The sequence below is a fragment of the Streptomyces sp. NPDC007917 genome, from assembly GCF_042959105.1.
In the GTDB taxonomy this organism is placed as follows: Bacteria; Actinomycetota; Actinomycetes; order Streptomycetales; family Streptomycetaceae; genus Streptomyces.
The window spans coordinates 21,775-38,330 of record NZ_JBIBKK010000024.1 but is presented as its reverse complement, the minus strand read 5'-3'; the positions used below and the strand labels follow the sequence as shown (position 1 = coordinate 38,330).

The 16,556-nt window shown below is 69.3% G+C and carries 10 protein-coding genes and 1 pseudogene; 3 read left to right on the top strand and 8 right to left on the bottom strand.

Annotated features, from left to right (window positions below):
• Nucleotides 1–60 precede the first annotated feature (60 nt).
• The 8 genes and pseudogenes from ACFZDL_RS35065 to ACFZDL_RS35030 form a co-directional block, all read right to left on the bottom strand.
• Nucleotides 61–1,707 (bottom strand): RICIN domain-containing protein, encoded by a 1,647-nt coding sequence (locus ACFZDL_RS35065; RefSeq protein ID WP_353595466.1) that lies wholly within the window; start codon nucleotides 1,705–1,707, stop codon nucleotides 61–63.
• 154 nt (nucleotides 1,708–1,861) lie between these two features.
• The gene (locus tag ACFZDL_RS35060) at nucleotides 1,862–3,973 is read right to left on the bottom strand and encodes a non-reducing end alpha-L-arabinofuranosidase family hydrolase (RefSeq protein WP_391193322.1); all 2,112 of its coding nucleotides are present in this window, start codon (nucleotides 3,971–3,973) and stop codon (nucleotides 1,862–1,864) included.
• 449 nt (nucleotides 3,974–4,422) lie between these two features.
• Nucleotides 4,423–5,469, bottom strand: coding sequence for a LacI family DNA-binding transcriptional regulator (locus ACFZDL_RS35055; protein ID WP_353596974.1), 1,047 nt, complete (start codon nucleotides 5,467–5,469; stop codon nucleotides 4,423–4,425).
• Nucleotides 5,470–5,904: 435 nt separating this feature from the next.
• Nucleotides 5,905–6,666 carry an SDR family oxidoreductase gene (locus tag ACFZDL_RS35050; RefSeq protein WP_353596973.1) on the bottom strand — a complete coding sequence of 254 codons (762 nt, stop codon included), beginning with the start codon at nucleotides 6,664–6,666 and terminating at the stop codon, nucleotides 5,905–5,907.
• Nucleotides 6,663–7,706 carry an alcohol dehydrogenase catalytic domain-containing protein gene (locus ACFZDL_RS35045; protein ID WP_353596972.1) on the bottom strand — a complete coding sequence of 348 codons (1,044 nt, stop codon included), beginning with the start codon at nucleotides 7,704–7,706 and terminating at the stop codon, nucleotides 6,663–6,665. Before ACFZDL_RS35045 ends, ACFZDL_RS35050 begins: the two co-directional genes overlap by 4 nt.
• Complete coding sequence (locus ACFZDL_RS35040; RefSeq protein WP_353596971.1) at nucleotides 7,703–8,140, bottom strand: RbsD/FucU family protein; 438 nt, start codon at nucleotides 8,138–8,140, stop codon at nucleotides 7,703–7,705. The genes ACFZDL_RS35045 and ACFZDL_RS35040 overlap by 4 nt, the downstream gene beginning before the upstream one ends.
• A pseudogene (locus tag ACFZDL_RS35035) lies at nucleotides 8,131–8,598 on the bottom strand (amidohydrolase family protein); the annotation flags it as partial. The gene ACFZDL_RS35040 and the pseudogene ACFZDL_RS35035, both read right to left, overlap by 10 nt.
• A 68-nt stretch (nucleotides 8,599–8,666) precedes the next feature.
• A complete protein-coding gene (locus tag ACFZDL_RS35030; protein ID WP_353596970.1) occupies nucleotides 8,667–10,001 on the bottom strand; it encodes an enolase C-terminal domain-like protein in 1,335 nt (444 codons plus the stop codon).
• Between the two features lie 668 nt (nucleotides 10,002–10,669).
• Between ACFZDL_RS35030 and ACFZDL_RS35025 the strand changes: the two genes are divergently transcribed.
• The 3 genes from ACFZDL_RS35025 (at nucleotide 10,670) to ACFZDL_RS35015 (ending at nucleotide 16,321) form a co-directional block, all read left to right on the top strand.
• Nucleotides 10,670–12,901, top strand: a complete 2,232-nt coding sequence (locus ACFZDL_RS35025) for an alpha-L-fucosidase (RefSeq protein WP_353596969.1) — start codon at nucleotides 10,670–10,672, stop codon at nucleotides 12,899–12,901.
• Between the two features lie 262 nt (nucleotides 12,902–13,163).
• Nucleotides 13,164–13,856, top strand: a complete 693-nt coding sequence (locus ACFZDL_RS35020) for an FCD domain-containing protein (protein WP_353596968.1) — start codon at nucleotides 13,164–13,166, stop codon at nucleotides 13,854–13,856.
• A 110-nt stretch (nucleotides 13,857–13,966) separates the two neighbouring features.
• Nucleotides 13,967–16,321, top strand: coding sequence for a glycoside hydrolase family 95 protein (locus ACFZDL_RS35015; protein WP_353596967.1), 2,355 nt, complete (start codon nucleotides 13,967–13,969; stop codon nucleotides 16,319–16,321).
• Nucleotides 16,322–16,556: the final 235 nt, after the last annotated feature.

Here is a 16,556-nt window from a genome sequence, read left to right as displayed (position 1 = left end):
GGGGCTGGTCGACGAGTGACGTTGGACGGCCGCCGGGGCGGACACCGCCGCGATCGGGCCTCACGCCCGGCTCCATTTCTGTCCGGCCCGGCCGTCGCAGGTCCACAGGACGAGCGGGGTTCCGCCAGCGGTGCCGGCTTGGTCGACGTCCAGGCACAGGCCGGCGTGCACGTTGCGGATCGACCCGTCGGAGTTCACGGTCCACTTCTGGTTGTCCTGTCCGTTGCAGGGCCAGGTGATGACACGGGTGCCGTTGGTGGTGCCCTGGTTGTAGGCGTCCAGGCACTTGTCGCCGAAGACGCGGATCTCGCCGCCGTCCCATGTGGTCCACAGCTGGTTGGCGGCCGTGTGGCAATCCCAGATCAGTACCGTGGCCCCGGCGGCGGTGGAGGCGTTGTCCACGTCCAGGCAGCGACCCGACCCGTTGCCGCGCAGCCGGGAGGTGGTGGCGGCCAGCGGGGTGCCACCGGTCACCCGGAACACGGCGACGCCGTGTGCGGGCACGCTCGCCGAGATCTGGCCGGTCGTGTTCGAAGTGCCGCCGGTCCACAGGTCGGTGAGGGTGAACGACCCGCCGGACAGACCGACCTGGGCAGCCGTGGTGGTGACCGTCGCCGTGCCGCTGCCCCGGTTGAACAGGCCCACGGCGACCGAGCCGTCGGACAGGGGCTTGGCGAACACCTCGGTGTTTCCGTCGTCGCGCACCCTGCGCCCGCCAGCGCCCAGGGAGTCCTGGTTCACCGCGAGCAGGCGCGGGTTGCGCAGGATCGCGCTCACGTCGGCCGACATGGTGCGGATGTCGTTGCCCGCCATGAGCGGCGCGGCCATCAGCGCCCACAGGGCGAAGTGGGAGCGGGACTCGGTCAGCGACAGGCCGGGTCGGCCGACCACGAGCATGTCCGGGTCGTTCCAGTGGCCAGGACCGGACTGCGCGGCCAGCGGCGCGGTGACGTCCAGGACGTTGCCCACGCCCATCGGATAGCTGTTGGTGTTGCCGTTCTGCCATATGTCGAGCAGATCCTCGGTCGTCCGCCACAGGTCGGCGACCTCGCCCCAGTTGTACCTGTCGCCGGTGATGGCGTGGAAGCTGTTCGGGTTGATGCTGTAGACGATCGGGCGCCCGGTCGCGCGCAGGGCATCGCGCATGAGCGTGAACCTCGCGACCTGCTCGTCCCGGGTGCCGGCGGAGGAGCACCAGTCGTACTTGAGGTAGTCCACGCCCCACGAGGCGAACGTGCGGGCGTCCTGCGCCTCGTGACCCTTGCTGCCGGTGGAGCCCGGGTAGCCGCCTGTGCCCTGGGCGCATGTGCGCTCGTTGGGCACCTGGTAGATGCCGAACTTCAGGCCCTTCTGGTGGATGTAGTCCCCGAGTGCCTTCATCCCGCCGGGGAACTTGGTGGGGTTGGCCCGCAGGTTGCCAGCGGCGTCGCGCTGCGGGTCGAACCAGCAGTCGTCGACGACCACGTATCGGTAACCGGCGTCCCGCATGCCCGAGGACACCATCGCGTCGGCGGCTTGGCGGACCTGCGCCTCGGTGACCCCGCACCCGAAGCTGTTCCAGCTGTTCCAGCCCAGCGGCGGGGTGAGCGCCGGACTGCCGGGCGCGGCCTTGGCCGGCGAGTGGACCGAGGCCGTGGTGAACGCGGTGGCCGTCAGAGCGGCGGCCACAAGGAGGCGGAGCAGTCGTCCGCGTGGTCGTATGGGCACCGTGGTTCCTTTCCCGGAGGGGTGCCGCAGGGGCGTCACTGACGGCACCCGCCTGTGTGTTGGATGGAGTGACCGGGGCGATCGGGAGGGGCCTCGGCGCGGTACGCGTCCCAGGGGCTGATGTCCGTGCCGAGGCCGGATGTCTCCGCGTCGGTCAGCAGGAGGTGTTGGTCTGGGTGAGCAGGCCGAGCCGCCACGGCAGGGTGTTGTAGTCGCCACTGGCGTTGGGGTTCATGCCCTGGTACAGGTACTGCATCTTGCAGGGGTTGATGGTGAGGGTCTGGTCGTACCCGGCGCGGACCAGTTCGCCGTGGCTGATGTCCCGGGTCCAGGCCCCCGAGGGGAAGGCGGTGTTACTGGCCCGGGCGAAGGGGTTGTTCTCGGAGGCGGCCAGGGGTGTCCAGGAGCCGCCGATGCTGCTGGAGGTCCAGGAACGGAAGTAGCGCCGTCCGTCCGAGCCGATGGCCTCGACGATCAGCAGGTACTGGTTGCTGCCCTGTACCTTGTAGACGTTGCTGGCTTCGAAGAGGGCGTATTTGTTGGAGTCCTGGGCGGCGATGACGGTGTTGGTGAACCCGTTCGGGAACTGGGCGAGGGTGGTCTGGGAGCGGTACAGGTGTCCGTTGTCGTCGGAGGAGAACAGGTAGCAGTTGGCGCTGTCGCAGATCACCCACATGTCGACCCAGTAGCCGTTGCCGATGTTCTGCTTGATGATGTCCGGCATGGAGGAGTAGAAGTTGCGCGGGGCGCTCCACCCCTTCGGGTTGCTGATGTCGGTGTTGGTGGAGTACGAGGCGTTGCCGGTCTGGTAGACGAGGTACCAGGTGCGCTGGGGCGCGAAGTAGAACACCTGGGGTGCGGCCCGGTATCCGGTGCCGATGCCGCTGCGGTCCAGGTAGTAGTGCGGGGCGGAGGCTGCCTGGGACCAGTCGGTGAAGTTCAGGTAGACCAGGCTGTATCCGGAGGCGCTGGCGACGCTGGCGAACACGTGGTACTTGCCGTTGTAGTAGACCACGGTCGGGTCCTTGAGCCCGGCGATGTTGTGGCTGGAGTCCGGCTTGGGGGACATCAGGACCCCGCTGGAGCTCCAGCTGAAGCTGCCGGGCAGGGCGGCCGCCGGCGAGCCTGGGGAGGCCGCGTTCTTCGCCGGGGCCTGTGCTGCGGCCCTGGTCGCGGTGTTCGGCGTGGCCTTCGCCGCGGGGGTGCCGCCGAGCGCGGTCAGCGCCGCGTTGTAGGCCGGCTTCTTGTTGCCGTTGCCGTCGAAGAGCAGTGGCTTCTCCCCGGAGCGCCAGGAGTCGGTGTCCCGGATGCCCCAGACCGTGATGCCGTTGCACCGTGCCACGTTCATGCAGGCCTTCACCGTGTTCGTGTACGCGGTCGTCGGTGCCTGCGCGATGTCGAGTTCGGTGATCTGCACGTCCACGCCGAGGGCGGCGAAGTTGGACAGGGTGGTCTGGAAGCTGGCGGGCGGGCCGCCGGTGCCGAAGTGGGCCTGGAAGCCGACGCAGTCGATGGGCACGCCACGGGACTTGAAGTCGCGCACCATGCGGTAGACGCCCTGGGTCTTCGCGTCGCTCCAGTTCTCGATGTTGTAGTCGTTGTAGCAGAGCTTGGCCGACGCGTCGGCCGCCCGTGCGGTGCGGAAGGCCTGCTCGATGAAGCCGTCGCCCAGCAGGTTCTGGAAGACCGAGGGGCGGTGTGCTCCGCTGCCGCCGTCGGCGAACGCCTCGTTGACCACGTCCCAGGCGTAGATCTTGCCCTTGTAGTGGCTCATCACGCCGTTGATGTGGTTGTTCATCACGCTGCGCAGGGTGTTGGGGTCGCCGATGGAGCTGACCCAGCTGGGCAGCTGGGAGTGCCAGACCAGGGTGTGGCCGCGTACGCGCTGGCCGTGCGAGGTGGCCTGGTTCACGATCTGGTCGGCCGGGCCGAAGTTGAAGGAGCCGCGGGAGCGCTCGGTGGTGTCCCACTTCATCTCGTTCTCGGGGGTGACCATGTTGAACTCGCGGTTCAGGATGGTCGAGTACGTTCCGTCGCCGAGTCTGCCGGCGGCCACGGCGGTCCCGAAGTACCGCCCGGACTGGGCCGCCTGAGCGCCCAGGGTGGACGCCTGAACGGAGGCGGAGGCGGAGGCGGAGGCGTCAGTGGCCGTGGCAGTGGCGGACGCCGGCGCGGCGGTCGCGGTCCCGGCTACCGCCATCACGCCGGCGGCCAGCAGACCTAACGCCGCGTGTCGGCGCCGGCCGGGTGGCTTCACAGCAGTCATGGTTCTCCTTGGAGGTCGAGGAGTTCTCATTGGGAGCGCTCCCAATTACGGCTGTGGTGCGGTCATGCCTGTGTTGAGGAAGGCTGCTGACGGCCGGGTGGCCGCGGTCGCCGGTCGGGTGGGGGTATGGGGAAGCTCCCTGTGTCGGCTGGGAATGGCTCTCCTGAACGCTGCCGCCCGCGTCGTCGAACTCCGGCGCGGTGACGTAGGGGGAAGCGCACCGGATACGGCTGTCAACGGTGGTCTGTGGGGCCGACACAAACCTGTCCACCCCGCATTGCCGTTCGAGATAACGAACAGCAATCGGAAGACCGGACAAGCATGGATGATAGGCGGACTCCGTGGGACGTCAACACCCCTCGCGCCAACCAGCCCGCCGATGGGCGATGAAGGCTGTTTGTGTGTCCGGCACTTGGCTTACGTGGCCGGAACGGCACTCGCGCTGCCGTTTATTCGCCGGTCCCGCGCCACGGGCCGGTGCTCTCACGGACGATCAGGGCGGGCTCGTCGCAGGGGTCGGGAGCGGGGGCCGCGGGGTCGAGCAGCCTGTGCAGCAGTCCGAAGCAGGTGCGGCCGAGCCCCTCGAAATCGAGTCGGACCGTGGTCAGCGCTGGGGCGAGGAAGGCCGCGACGGGTATGTCGTCGAAGCCGGCCATGCTCAGATCGTCGGGGATGTGACGTCCGGCTTCGCGGGCCGCCCGCATCACCCCGGCGGCCACGTCGTCGTTGCCGCACAGCACCGCGGTCACCGACCGGTCCGCGACCAGCTCCCGCGCGGCGAGATAGCCGGTACGCGGCGTCCAGCCGCCTTCCACCACGGGCGGTTCCGGGGCATCGGCCGCGCGCAGCGCGTCCAGCCAGCCCTGCGTGCGCTGGGCCACGTCCGCGGTCGAGGAAGGCAGCGCCAGGTAGTGCACGGTGCGGTGGCCCAGGCCCAGCAGATGGCGGGTGGCGTGGGCGGCGGCGAGCCGGTCGTCCAGCCAGGCCTGCGGCCGAGACGAAACCGGCTCGCTGCCGGAGGGGTGCTCTACCGCGGCCACCACCGGTGTGTCCGCGGGCAGCAGCCGCAGGGCATGCACCCCGGGGGCGTCGAAGGCGATGACCACGACGGGTTCGCCCGGCCGGGCGAGGCGGGCGCGTAACTCGGCCCGGTCCGGATGGGCATGCCGGTCCAGCACACTGACCGCGACCGTGAATGAGGCGGCTCGGGCGGCCTCTTCGATGCCGCGCAGTGTCGAGGCGGCCCCGTACAGGCTGGTGTCGCTGGTGAGGACGGTCAGCGAGCGGGCTGCCTTGCCCGCGAGTTCGCGGGCTGCGTGGTTGGGCCGGAATCCGAGCGAATCGATGGCGGCTTCGACCCGGTGACGGGTGGCATCGGCCACGGCGGAGTGGCCGTTGATGACGCGGGAGACCGTCTGGTGGGAGACGCCGGCTTCCCGCGCGACATCGCGGATGGTCACGGTGGGGGCGCCACTGGTGTCAGGGGCCGTGCACATCAAGCTGTGCCGACTCCGGGAAGGCGGCGGTAGCCGCTCGGCATGGCTGGCTCCTCGCTCCTTGTCGGTGCGCCTGTGTGACCGGTCACTCGGGCGTGGGTTCGTCCTCAGCGATCATCTGCACGGCCGCCGGGCCCGGTCCGGCGGAAGAGGCCCGGAAAAATCCATGGTGCGCGAGCTCTTGACACTTCGGATTCCGACGCCACAATCATGCGGTGATGTGACCGTTAACACAAGTGGTCGGGAACGGACGGAAACCGAACTCCCGCCGTGCCTGGGGCTGCCGTACCCCGACGACCACTCCTGAACGGGTCCACGGTCGCCAGGGCCGGCGCCGTGAACCCGTGATCGACGGCTCCCAAGGGCAGCGGCTGCTCAGCCCCGGAGCCGAGTGAACAACATCGACGGTACTGGGACGGCTGACGAGGGAGGGGGTCAGCGTCCCAGCCATCCGCCGTCGACCGGAAGCACGGTGCCGTGGACATAGGCGGCCGCGTCGGAGGCCAGGAACACGGTGGCGCCCGCGAGGTCGTCGGCGGTGCCCCAGCGCCCGGCGGGGATGCGGTCCAGGATGGCCTTGCTGCGCACCGGATCGTCCTGCAGCGCCTGGGTGTTGTCAGTCGCGATGTAGCCCGGGGCGAGAGCGTTGACGTTGACGCCGTGCGGTGCCCACTCGTTGGCCAGGGCCTTGGTCAGGCCGGCGATGCCGTGCTTGGCGACGGTGTAACCGGGGACGGTGATGCCGCCCTGGAAACTGAGCAGTGACGCGGTGAAGATGATCTTCCCCTGGCCGCGGGCCACCATCGCCGCGCCCACCGCCCGGCTCAGGGCGAACTGCGCGTTGAGGTTCACCTGGAGCACCAGGTCCCAGTCGGCGTCGGTGTGTTCGGCCGCGGGTGCGCGACGGATGGTGCCGGCGTTGTTGACCAGGATGTCCACCGGCCGCGCCCGTCCGGCGAGGTCCTCGCCCAGAGCACGCACGGCGTCGACGTCGGCGAAGTCCGTGCGGATCGCCTCGAAGGTGCGTCCCGCGGCGAGGACATCCTTCTCCACCTCGCTCCCGGACTCCTCCAGACTGGCGCTGACGCCGATGACGTCCGCTCCGGCCTCGGCCAGAGCACGGGCCATGGCCCGGCCGATGCCCCGGCGGGCTCCCGTGACGACAGCCAGTCGGCCCGTCAGGTCGAACGCGCTCATGCGGCGGCTCCTTCAGTCTCGCCGGTGCAGTCCACGAGGATCTTCATCACATCGCCACCGGCCTCCAGCGCCTCGAACGCGGCAGGGGCCTCGGTGAGCGGCACGACCTTGCTGATCAGCCGAGCCGCGGGAATCGTGCCGTCCGCCACCAGGGCGACCGCCCTCTCGAAGTCGGAGCGGTCGTACAAGCGGGCCCCGACGAGGGTGAGTTCGCGCCAGAAGAAGCGGTGGAGGTTCACCTCGCGGGGACGGGGGTGGATGGCCACCAGGCACAGCCGACCGCGCACCCCGAGGACATCGACCGCCGTATCCACGCCACCCGCCGAGCCGGAGACCTCGAAGGCGACGTCGGCGCCCGCATCGCCGGTCCACTGCCGCACAAGCTCCGGCACGTCGTCGGCGGCCGGGTCCCAGGCGAGCAGACCCAAGTCGGCCGCGAGCCGCCGCCGATGGGCGCTCAGCTCGACGACGCGGACGTCGGCTCCTTCGGCGCGCGCGACCAGCGCGATGAGAACGCCCACCGGCCCTCCGCCGACCACGACGACCTTCTCCCCGCCCCGGATGCCGGCCCGGCCGACATCGTGCACGGCGACGGCGGTGGGTTCGACGAGCGCGGCCCGGTCCAGTGACACGGACTCCGGCAGGCGTACGAGCGTCGAAGCGGGCACTGTCCAGCGCTGCTGCATCGCGCCGGGCGAGTCGATGCCGATGAAGTCGAGTTTCTGGCAGACGTGCTGGTGGCCGGTCCGGCAAGCGGGGCAGGTGCCGTCCCAGCGCAGCGGCATCACGGTCACCGCGTCACCGGGCTGCCAGCCCTTCACGTCCGGTCCGACGCGTACGACACGGCCGGACATCTCGTGTCCGAGGACCGCGGGTGTGGCGACCCGGCTGTCCATGTCGCCGTGGAAGATGTGCAGGTCGGTGCCGCAGATGCCGACGTAGGCGGGGGCCAGTTCCACCTCGCCGGGGCCGGGGGAGCGGGTATCGGCCGGCCCCGTGTCCAGGGTGCGGGCGGCCGTGTAGCGGACTGCGAGTGTCATCGTGGAGTCAGGGTCCCTTCAGCGCGGACGCCGATGGTCAGCAGCAGATTGGCGTAGGTACGGATGTCGGCGGTGACGATCGTCAGCGCGAGGTCGGAGGAGCGGGCGGCGTCGTAGAACTCGAACCGGCCCAGTGCCTCCACCGGGGCGGGCGCCAGGCGGGAGCGGTACTCGGCGACGGCCGGCGGCTCCGGTTCGCCCTCGGGCCCCACCATGACATGGGCCGACTCGACGGGGATCGCCCGCAGCAGGACATCGAGCACGGTGGTGACGTCCAGCAGGCCCGGCCGCAGATTGAGGTGCACGGTCGGCGCCCACTCCCCGGTGGCCGTACTGGCGGGGTAGTGGCCGTCGGCCAGCAGGACGCGGGCGCCGTGGCCCGATCCGGCCAGGGATGCGAGGATTGCGGGGTGCAGCAGTTCCGTCAGGAGCACGGCGTCCCCTCCTTCGTCGGGGCGGGCGTCAGATGGTAGAAGGCCGTCGCGGTACCGGCGAGCACCGCGTGGATCTCGGTGGCCGACCAGCCGTCCAGGAGTTCCTCGACGGCGGCGGCCCAGTGGTTCCACCCGCCGGCGAGGACACAGACCGGCCAGTCGGAGCCGAACATCAGCCGGTCGGGGCCGAAGGCGGAGAGCAGGACGTCCCACACCGGGCGGATGTCGTCGACGGTCCACTTTTCGTGGTCGGCCTCCGTGACAAGCCCCGAGACCTTGCAGTGGACCTTGGGATGCCGGGCGAGCCCGCGCAACTGCCGGGCCCAGTTGGCCGGTTCCCGCCGTGCGAGAGGTGGCTTGCCCGCATGGTCCAGGACGAGCGGTAGCTCCGGCAGCCTTTCCGCGAGCCGGATCGCCTGGGGGAACTGGTGGCTGCGAATGAGCACGTCGTAGCCGAGACAGCCAGGGCTGCGGCCGGAGGTCCAGGTTCCATACGTGGTGGTGGGTGTCGACAAGGGCCAGGGCGTCAGCCACGGGCGGTCCAGACGGGGCCGTCGGGGTACGCGTACTCCTTCAGGGAATCGGGATGCATCTGCGCGCTCAGCCCGGGGAGCTCCGGCGCCAGGTAGTGGCCGTCGGCGATGCGTACCGGGTCGACGAAGTGTTCGTGGAGGTGGTCCACGTATTCGATGACCCGGTCCTCCAGGGTGCCGGAGACGGCGACGTAGTCGAACATCGACAGGTGCTGCACCATCTCGCACAGACCGACGCCGCCGGCGTGGGGGCACACCGGTATGCCGAACTTCGCGGCGAGCAACAGGATCGCGATGTTCTCGTTGACTCCGCCGACCCGTGCCGCGTCGATCTGCACGATGTCGACCGCGCCGGCCTGGAGAAGCTGTTTGAACACCACCCGGTTGGCGATGTGCTCGCCGGTGGCGACCTTGATGGGGCCGACGGCCCTGCGGACCGCGGCGTGACCGAGGATGTCGTCGGGGGAGGTGGGTTCCTCGATCCAGTACGGCTGGGACGGCGCCAGAGCGCGCATCCAGTCGATGGCCTGCGCGACATCCCATCTCTGGTTGGCGTCCACGGCGATGCGGACACCGTCGCCGACCGTCTCGCGGGCGGTGCGCAGGCGCCGTGTGTCGTCCTCCAGGGACCCGCCCACCTTCAGCTTGATCTGGGTGAAGCCGTCGGCGACGGCCTCGCGGGCCAGGCGGGCCAGCTTCTCGTCGGAGTAGCCGAGCCAACCGGGGGTGGTGGTGTAGGCCGGGTAGCCGCGTTCCAGCAGGCGGGCGATCCTTTCGTCGCGTCCGGGTTCGGCGCGGCGCAGGATGTCCAGGGCCTCCTCGGGGGTGATCGCGTCGCTGAGCCAGCGGAAGTCGACCTGCGCGACCAGATCCTCGGGGGACATCTCGCCGAGGAACCGCCACACCGGCTTGCCGGCACGCTTGGCCGCCAGGTCCCAGGCGGCGTTGACCACCGCGCCGATGGCCATGTGGATGGCGCCCTTCTCGGGTCCCAGCCAGCGGAGTTGGGGATCGTGCACGAGGGAGCGGGAGAACCCGCCCAGGTCCGAGCAGACCTCCGCCACGGACAGGCCGACCACGTGTGGGGCGAGGGCCGCGATGGCGGCGGCCTGCACGTCGTTGCCGCGTCCGGTGGTGAAGGCCAGGGCGTGGCCCTCCAGCCCGTCACCGGCGTCGGTGCGCAGGACGACGTAGGCGGCTGAGTAGTCGGGTTCGGGGTTCATCGCGTCCGACCCGTCCAGATGCTCGGATGTCGGGAACCGCACGTCCAGGACGTCGAGGGCGGTGATACGGGCAGATGCCGAGCGAGGGGACACGGCAGAGGGCATGACAGCGACTCCTGTGAGAAGCAGGTGGGAACCCGGCTCCCCGCGAGGGAAGGGGGGAGCGGCGGGCGGTGTGCGGCGGCGACGGCCGCCTGATTCACTCCTGGACCTTGCCACCCGTGATGGTGGAGCCGCTGCCACACGCGCCGAGCAGCGCCAGTGCGGACAGGGTGGAGACGGCGGAGCAGAGGACGGTTCTGAGTCTCATCGATGGTTCCTCGCGCTGGTCCCGTAGCGGGAGATGTTTCGCTTCGACGACATCTGTCTATCGCCGCACAGCAGAGATGGGATGTATTTATAGGCATGCTCCCGCTGGGCTGTCCAGTCCCGCACTTGCCCTCTTGTAAAGTCCCAGTTCAAGGCGCATTTGAAGTGAGAGTCCGGGAAGTTGGAGGCAAGATGCATCCCATCAATCTTGTCTCCTTGGTGAGGGAAATCGGCTGCGAAGCAGCTGCCAGACATGCCATGTTTCAGCAGTCACCAACGCGCATCTAAGGGTGTAAATGGCGCAAATCGACTGGTCGTGCGGTGCTTTTCATCCCTGCACGCCCGTTGACATCCCAGGGAGACATGGCCGACCTTCGTGAATAACAAGCGACGCTCCAGGCACAAGCAGCCACGCCCATTGCTGTCCCCTGATCCCCCTTCCTCTCCGCCCCAGGGATGTGTCCATGCCGAGCTCGATCAACAGACGCCAGTTCCTGGCCAACGCCACCTGCGTGGCCGCGGCGGCCGTCTGCGGAGGTGCGTTAGGCGCCGGCGTCGCCCAGGCGGCGCCCAGCACGTACACACCCGACTGGAACTCGGTCGACCAGCACCCGCCGGCCCCGGAGTGGTTCCGGGACGCGAAGTTCGGGATCTACTTCCACTGGGGCGCTTTCAGCGTCCCCGCCTTTGACAACGAGTGGTACCCGCGCAGCATGTACCAGGCCGGCAGCCGGGCCAACCAACACCACACCGCGACCTACGGCCAGCCATCGGCGTGGCCCTATCACAACTTCATCAACGGAGCGCGGGACCTGGCGGGCAACGTCGTGAAGTTCGCGCCGAAGCTGAAGTCGGCCGGCGGGAACTTCGACCCCGATGAGTGGGCGCAGCTGTTCGTCGACGCCGGCGCCAAGTTCGCCGGCCCGGTCGCCGAGCACCATGACGGCTTCTCCATGTGGGACAGCCAGGTCAACGAGTGGAACTCGGTGAAGAAGGGTCCAGGTCTCGATCTGCTGCGGCTGTTCTCCACGGCCATCCGCGCCAAGGGCCTGAAGTTGCTGGTGGCCATGCACCACGCGTACCACTTCAACGGCTTCTATGAATTCGTCCCCGCCCAGACGGACAGCAGCCTCAAGAAGCTCTACGGGCAGCTGGGGCCGGCCGCGGAGAACCAGCTCTGGTTCGACAAGCTCAAGGAGGTCATCGACCGCGCCCAGCCCGACATCCTGTGGCAGGACTTCAAGCTGGACGCCGTCGACGAGACCAAGCGCCTGAACTTCCTGTCGTACTACTACAACCAGGCGGGCAGCTGGGGCCGTGAGGTCGTCGCCACGTACAAGGACGGCATGAACAGCAAGGGCGAGGTCTTCGACTACGAGCGCGGCGGCCCGGCCGACATCACCACCCCGTACTGGCTGACCGACGACAGCATCTCCAGCAGCAGCTGGTGCTACACCCAGGGCATCGGGTACTACACCATCCCGCAGATGCTGCACTCGTTCATCGACCGGGTCAGCAAGAACGGCAATATGCTGCTGAACATCGCGCCGATGGCCGACGGCACCATCCCGCAGGCACAGAAGGACATCCTGCTCGGCATCGGAGACCACCTGAAACGCTTCGGCGAGTCGGTGTACGCGACCCGCGCCTGGACGGCGTACGGCGAGGGTCCGACGAAGATGGGCGGCGGCGCGTTCACCACCCCGCATGCCGGCACCGCGGAGGACATCCGCTTCACCCGCAACAAGGCCGACAACATCCTGTACGCCACCGTCCTGGGCTGGCCCGGCAGCTCGCTGACGATCAAGACCCTCAACTCGGACCGGATCAACATCTCCTCGCTGACCTCGGTGAAGCTGCTCGGCTCCACCGCCGGCACCTACATCGACCTGCCCACGCCGGCCCAGAACACCTCCGGTCTCACGGTCGCCCTGCCGTCCTCAGCTCCGTACCGCGCGGGCGCCTACGTCCTCAAGCTCGCCTTCTCCGGCAGGATTCCGGGTCTGCGGCCGCTCGCCGGCGCCGTTGCCTTCAAGGAGGTCGACTACAGCGGCGACGCCGCCGTGCTCGCCCTCGGCGACTACACGGCGGCCGGCCTGATCGCGGCCGGACTGGGCGCGCGCACCCTCTCCTCCCTCCGGCCGGCCCCCGGCTATCAGGTGATCGGCTACTCCGGGGACAACTTCACCGGCACCTCCTGGACCTTCCCCACTGAAAACCCGGACCTGCGGATCACCGGCAACAACGACCAGATCACCTCGCTGAGAGTCCAGTTCAACCCGGCGACGCACTTCCGGATCACCAACGTCACCAACGCACTCGCCTTGGACAGCGGCGGCAACGTCGCCTCGGGCTCCAACCTCAAGCAGTGGACCTGGGACGGCAGCTCCAACCTGCAGTGGCAGGCGGTGGAGGTCCCAGGCGGCTACTACAAGCTGGTCAACCGCGCGAACGGCATGGTCGCCGACGGCTGGGGCGCCACCGCCGACGGCTCCGCGGCCAGGCAGGCAGCCTGGAACGGTGGCAACAACCAGCAGTGGACGATCACCCACCGGGGTGGCGACCAGTATTCGATCGCCAACCGGGCCACCGGCCTGGTCCTCGACGGCGGCGGCAACGTCGGCTCGGGCTCGGTCACCAAACAGTGGACCTACGGGAGCAGCACCAACCTGCTGTGGACGTTCACACCCGTGTGACCAGCACGTACGCGGCCGTGAGCGTGTGTCCTCGGCTTGTGCGGCCAAGATGATCCCTCAAGGAGACATGGGATGAATTTATAGGGCGCCCCGGAAACGGTGTCCGTCCCTCTCGCGCGCAAAAGCGATCGAGATGCGGATCACCTGCGAGTACAGGGGAGCCGATGCGAACCCTGATGATGTGATCACTCCGCTCCTTCCTGGGTTGTGGGATGTATTGGTACGCTGCCGAGGCCCAGGGATGAGCAGGGGGTAGCGCAGCATGTCATTGACCGACAAGGCCATCGACCGCATCAGGGAGCTCGTCCAGTCGGGCGAGCTTCCCCCGGGTGCCAAGCTGCCGCCCGAACAGCAGCTCGCCGCGGAGCTGGGGCTGTCCCGCAATCTGATGCGGGAGGCGGTCAAGGCGCTGGCCGTCTCGCGGGTGCTGGAGATCCGGCGCGGCGACGGCACGTACGTGACCAGCCTGGAGCCGGAACTGCTGCTGAGCGGTATCGGATCAGCGGTGGAACTGCTGCGCGGCGACACTCTGCTGGAACTCACCGAGGTCCGCCGACTGTTCGAGCCGATCGCCACCGGCCTGGCCGCCGGCCGCATCTCGGCCGAGGGGCTCGCCGAGGTGGAGCGACACCTGGAGGCGATGCAGGCGGCCCGCGACGACGTCGAGGAGCTCAACGAGCACGACGCCGCGTTCCACCGCGCGGTGATCGCGGCCACGGGCAACGCGACGCTCGCCACTTTGCTGGAGGGCATCGCGAGCCGGACGCTGCGCGCGCGTGTCTGGCGCGGACTGGTCGACGAGGATGCCGCCGGCCGCACACTGGCCGAGCACGAGGCGATCTACCACGCGCTGGCCGCCGGCGACGCTGCCCTCGCCCAGGCCGCCGCCCTCATGCATGTCAGTACCACTGAGCAGTGGCTGCGCGAGTACCTGGCCCGGGACGGCGCCTCGTAGCCGCGAGCGCTGCGCGTGGGCCCGTGGGCTCCGAAGCCCCATGGACCGCTGGTACGTGGCACTGGGCGGTCGGGTAACGGACGATCGTCACCGAGAAAGAACGACACAAATTGCGACGTCACACCATCCAACTGACCGAGCCGGCGACGGCGTTCCACGACAGTTTCCTGATCGGCAACGGATCACTGGGCGGGACCCTGCGCGGAGCCGTGGGAACCGAGCGCATCGACCTGAACCTCGACAGCCTGTGGTCGGGCGGCCCGGTGACCGCTGCGGACACCGGGTCACCGGCCGACCTGCTCCCGCAGCTGCGCGAGGCCATCCGGGCCGAGGACAACGTCCGGGCCGAGGAGCTGGCACAGGCCATGATGGGACCTGGCTGGACCGAGTCCTACCAGCCCCTCGGGTGGCTCGAATGGCACTACGCCGACACGTCGGACGCCACCGGATACCACCGCCGGCTGAACCTGGCCGACGCGGTGGCCACCACCGGCTACGGGCCCGCCGGAGCGGAGGTCGAGATCTCGGGCTTCGTCTCGGCCCCCGACAACGTGCTCGTGGTCACGGTGACCGGGCCCGGTGCCGCCGCGCACCCTGTCCTGCCCACCTTCGTCTCCCCCCATCCGGTCACCACCGCCACCCCGCGACCGGGCCTGCTCGTGGCCACCGGCCGGGTGCCGATCCGTGTGCTGCCCAACTACGTCGACCAGGAACCCGCGGTCGTCTACGGCGACGACGAGCCGGACGAGGCCGGCACCGTGGCCGCCGGCGCCGGGTTCGCGGTAGCGGTGGCGGTCGAGAGAACCGGACCGCAGGAACTACGCCTGATCGCCGCAGCCGCCAGCGGTTTCCGCGGCTACGACCGGCGGCCCAGCGCCGACCTCGCCGCCCTCGCCCGCTCTGCGGAAGAGACCGTGACCCAAGCCCTGACCCGCACGGTCGAACAGCTCGTCCAACGTCATGTCCACGACTACCGGAGCTACTTCGACCGCGTCGACCTCGACCTGTCGGCCTCACCCGCCGCGGCCCACGGCGACCCCGCGCGGGCGGAACTCCTCTTCCACTTCGGCCGCTATCTGCTGATCTCCAGCTCCCGCCCGGGCACTCAGGCCGCCAACCTCCAGGGAATCTGGAACATCGACGTCCGCCCCGGCTGGAGCGCGAACTACACCACCAACATCAACGTCGAGATGAACTACTGGGCCGCCGAGAGCACCGCCCTGCAGGACGTGCACGGCCCGATGCTCACGCTCGCCGACGACCTCGCCGAGAGCGGCACGGCCACCGCCGCGCGGTACAACGGCGCCGCGGGCGCAGTGGTCCACCACAACACCGACATCTGGCGGTTCTCCACGCCCGTCAAGGGCGATACCCAGTGGGCCACCTGGCCGACGGGCCTGTACTGGCTGGCCGCCCACGTGTGGGACCACTACGAGTACGGCGGGAACGACGACTTCGGCGCGGGGTGCGCCCTGCGGGTGCACCGCTCGGCCGCCCTGTTCGCGCTCGACATGCTCGTACCCGACGACGACGGCTCGCTCGTCATGAGCCCCTCCACGTCACCCGAGCACCGCTTCGTCCTCCCCTCGGCGCCGCGGGGGGCCGCGGTTACCGAAGGAGCGACGATGGATCAGGAACTGGTCCATGAGGTGCTCTCCCGGTACGTCACCTTGGCCGAACACTTCGGACATGGTGACGACGACGGGCTGCTCGCCCGCGCCCGACACGCGCTGGGTGCCCTGCGTCTGCCCGGCATCGGCGCGAGCGGTGAACTGCTCGAGTGGAAGGACGAGCGGCCTGGTGCGGAGCCGGGCCACCGCCACCTGTCCCACCTCTACGGCCTCCACCCCGGGACGCGTATCACCGAGGGTGGCACTCCCGAGGTGTTCGCGGCAGCCAGGAAGGCTCTCGCGACCAGGCTCCAGCACGGCAGCGGATACACCGGCTGGAGCCAGGCGTGGATCCTGTGTCTTGCCGCGCGACTGCGGGACACCGGGCTGGCCGAGCGTTCGCTCGACGTCCTGCTGAACGACCTGACGTCGTGGTCCCTTCTGGACCTGCACCCGCACTCGGAGTGGCCGGGCGGCTATATCTTCCAGATCGACGGCAATCTCGGCGCCGTCGCGGGCATCGTGGAACTGCTGGTGCAGAGTCACGAGGGAGCCGTCAGCCTGCTGAAGACGCTCCCGCGTGGCTGGCGGAACGGTCACGTGGCCGGTATCCGCTGTCGCGGCGGACTGACCGTCGACGTGGACTGGGACGCGGGAGAACTGACCACCGCCACGATTCGCACGGGCCCCTCGGGGCCCGTCGTCGTGGAGATCCCGGCCACCGGGGGCGACCTCACCGTCACGGACGTGGACGGTGAGCCGGTCAATGCCGTCGACACACCATGTGCGGTGCCCGGACGCCGTCGCCTCACGTGGGACGGACGTGCCGCTTCGTCCTACCGGCTCGTGAGGTGACGGTTTTCGGATCGCGCCAGGAGATGGTGGCTTCGCTGTGAGGCGGCGAGCCATGAGGTCGGTCATGGCGAGGTGGGCCATGGCTTCGGAGCGTCCGGAGAGGGTTTCGTAGTCGCGGGCGAGCCGGCCGAGACGGCTGCCGAGGTCGAGCACGCGGAGCCCCTTCACGTCGCCGAAGAACTCTGCGCCGGGGCCGGTGTCGGGGATGTCCCAGGCCCATCGGTCCAGCTCGGGC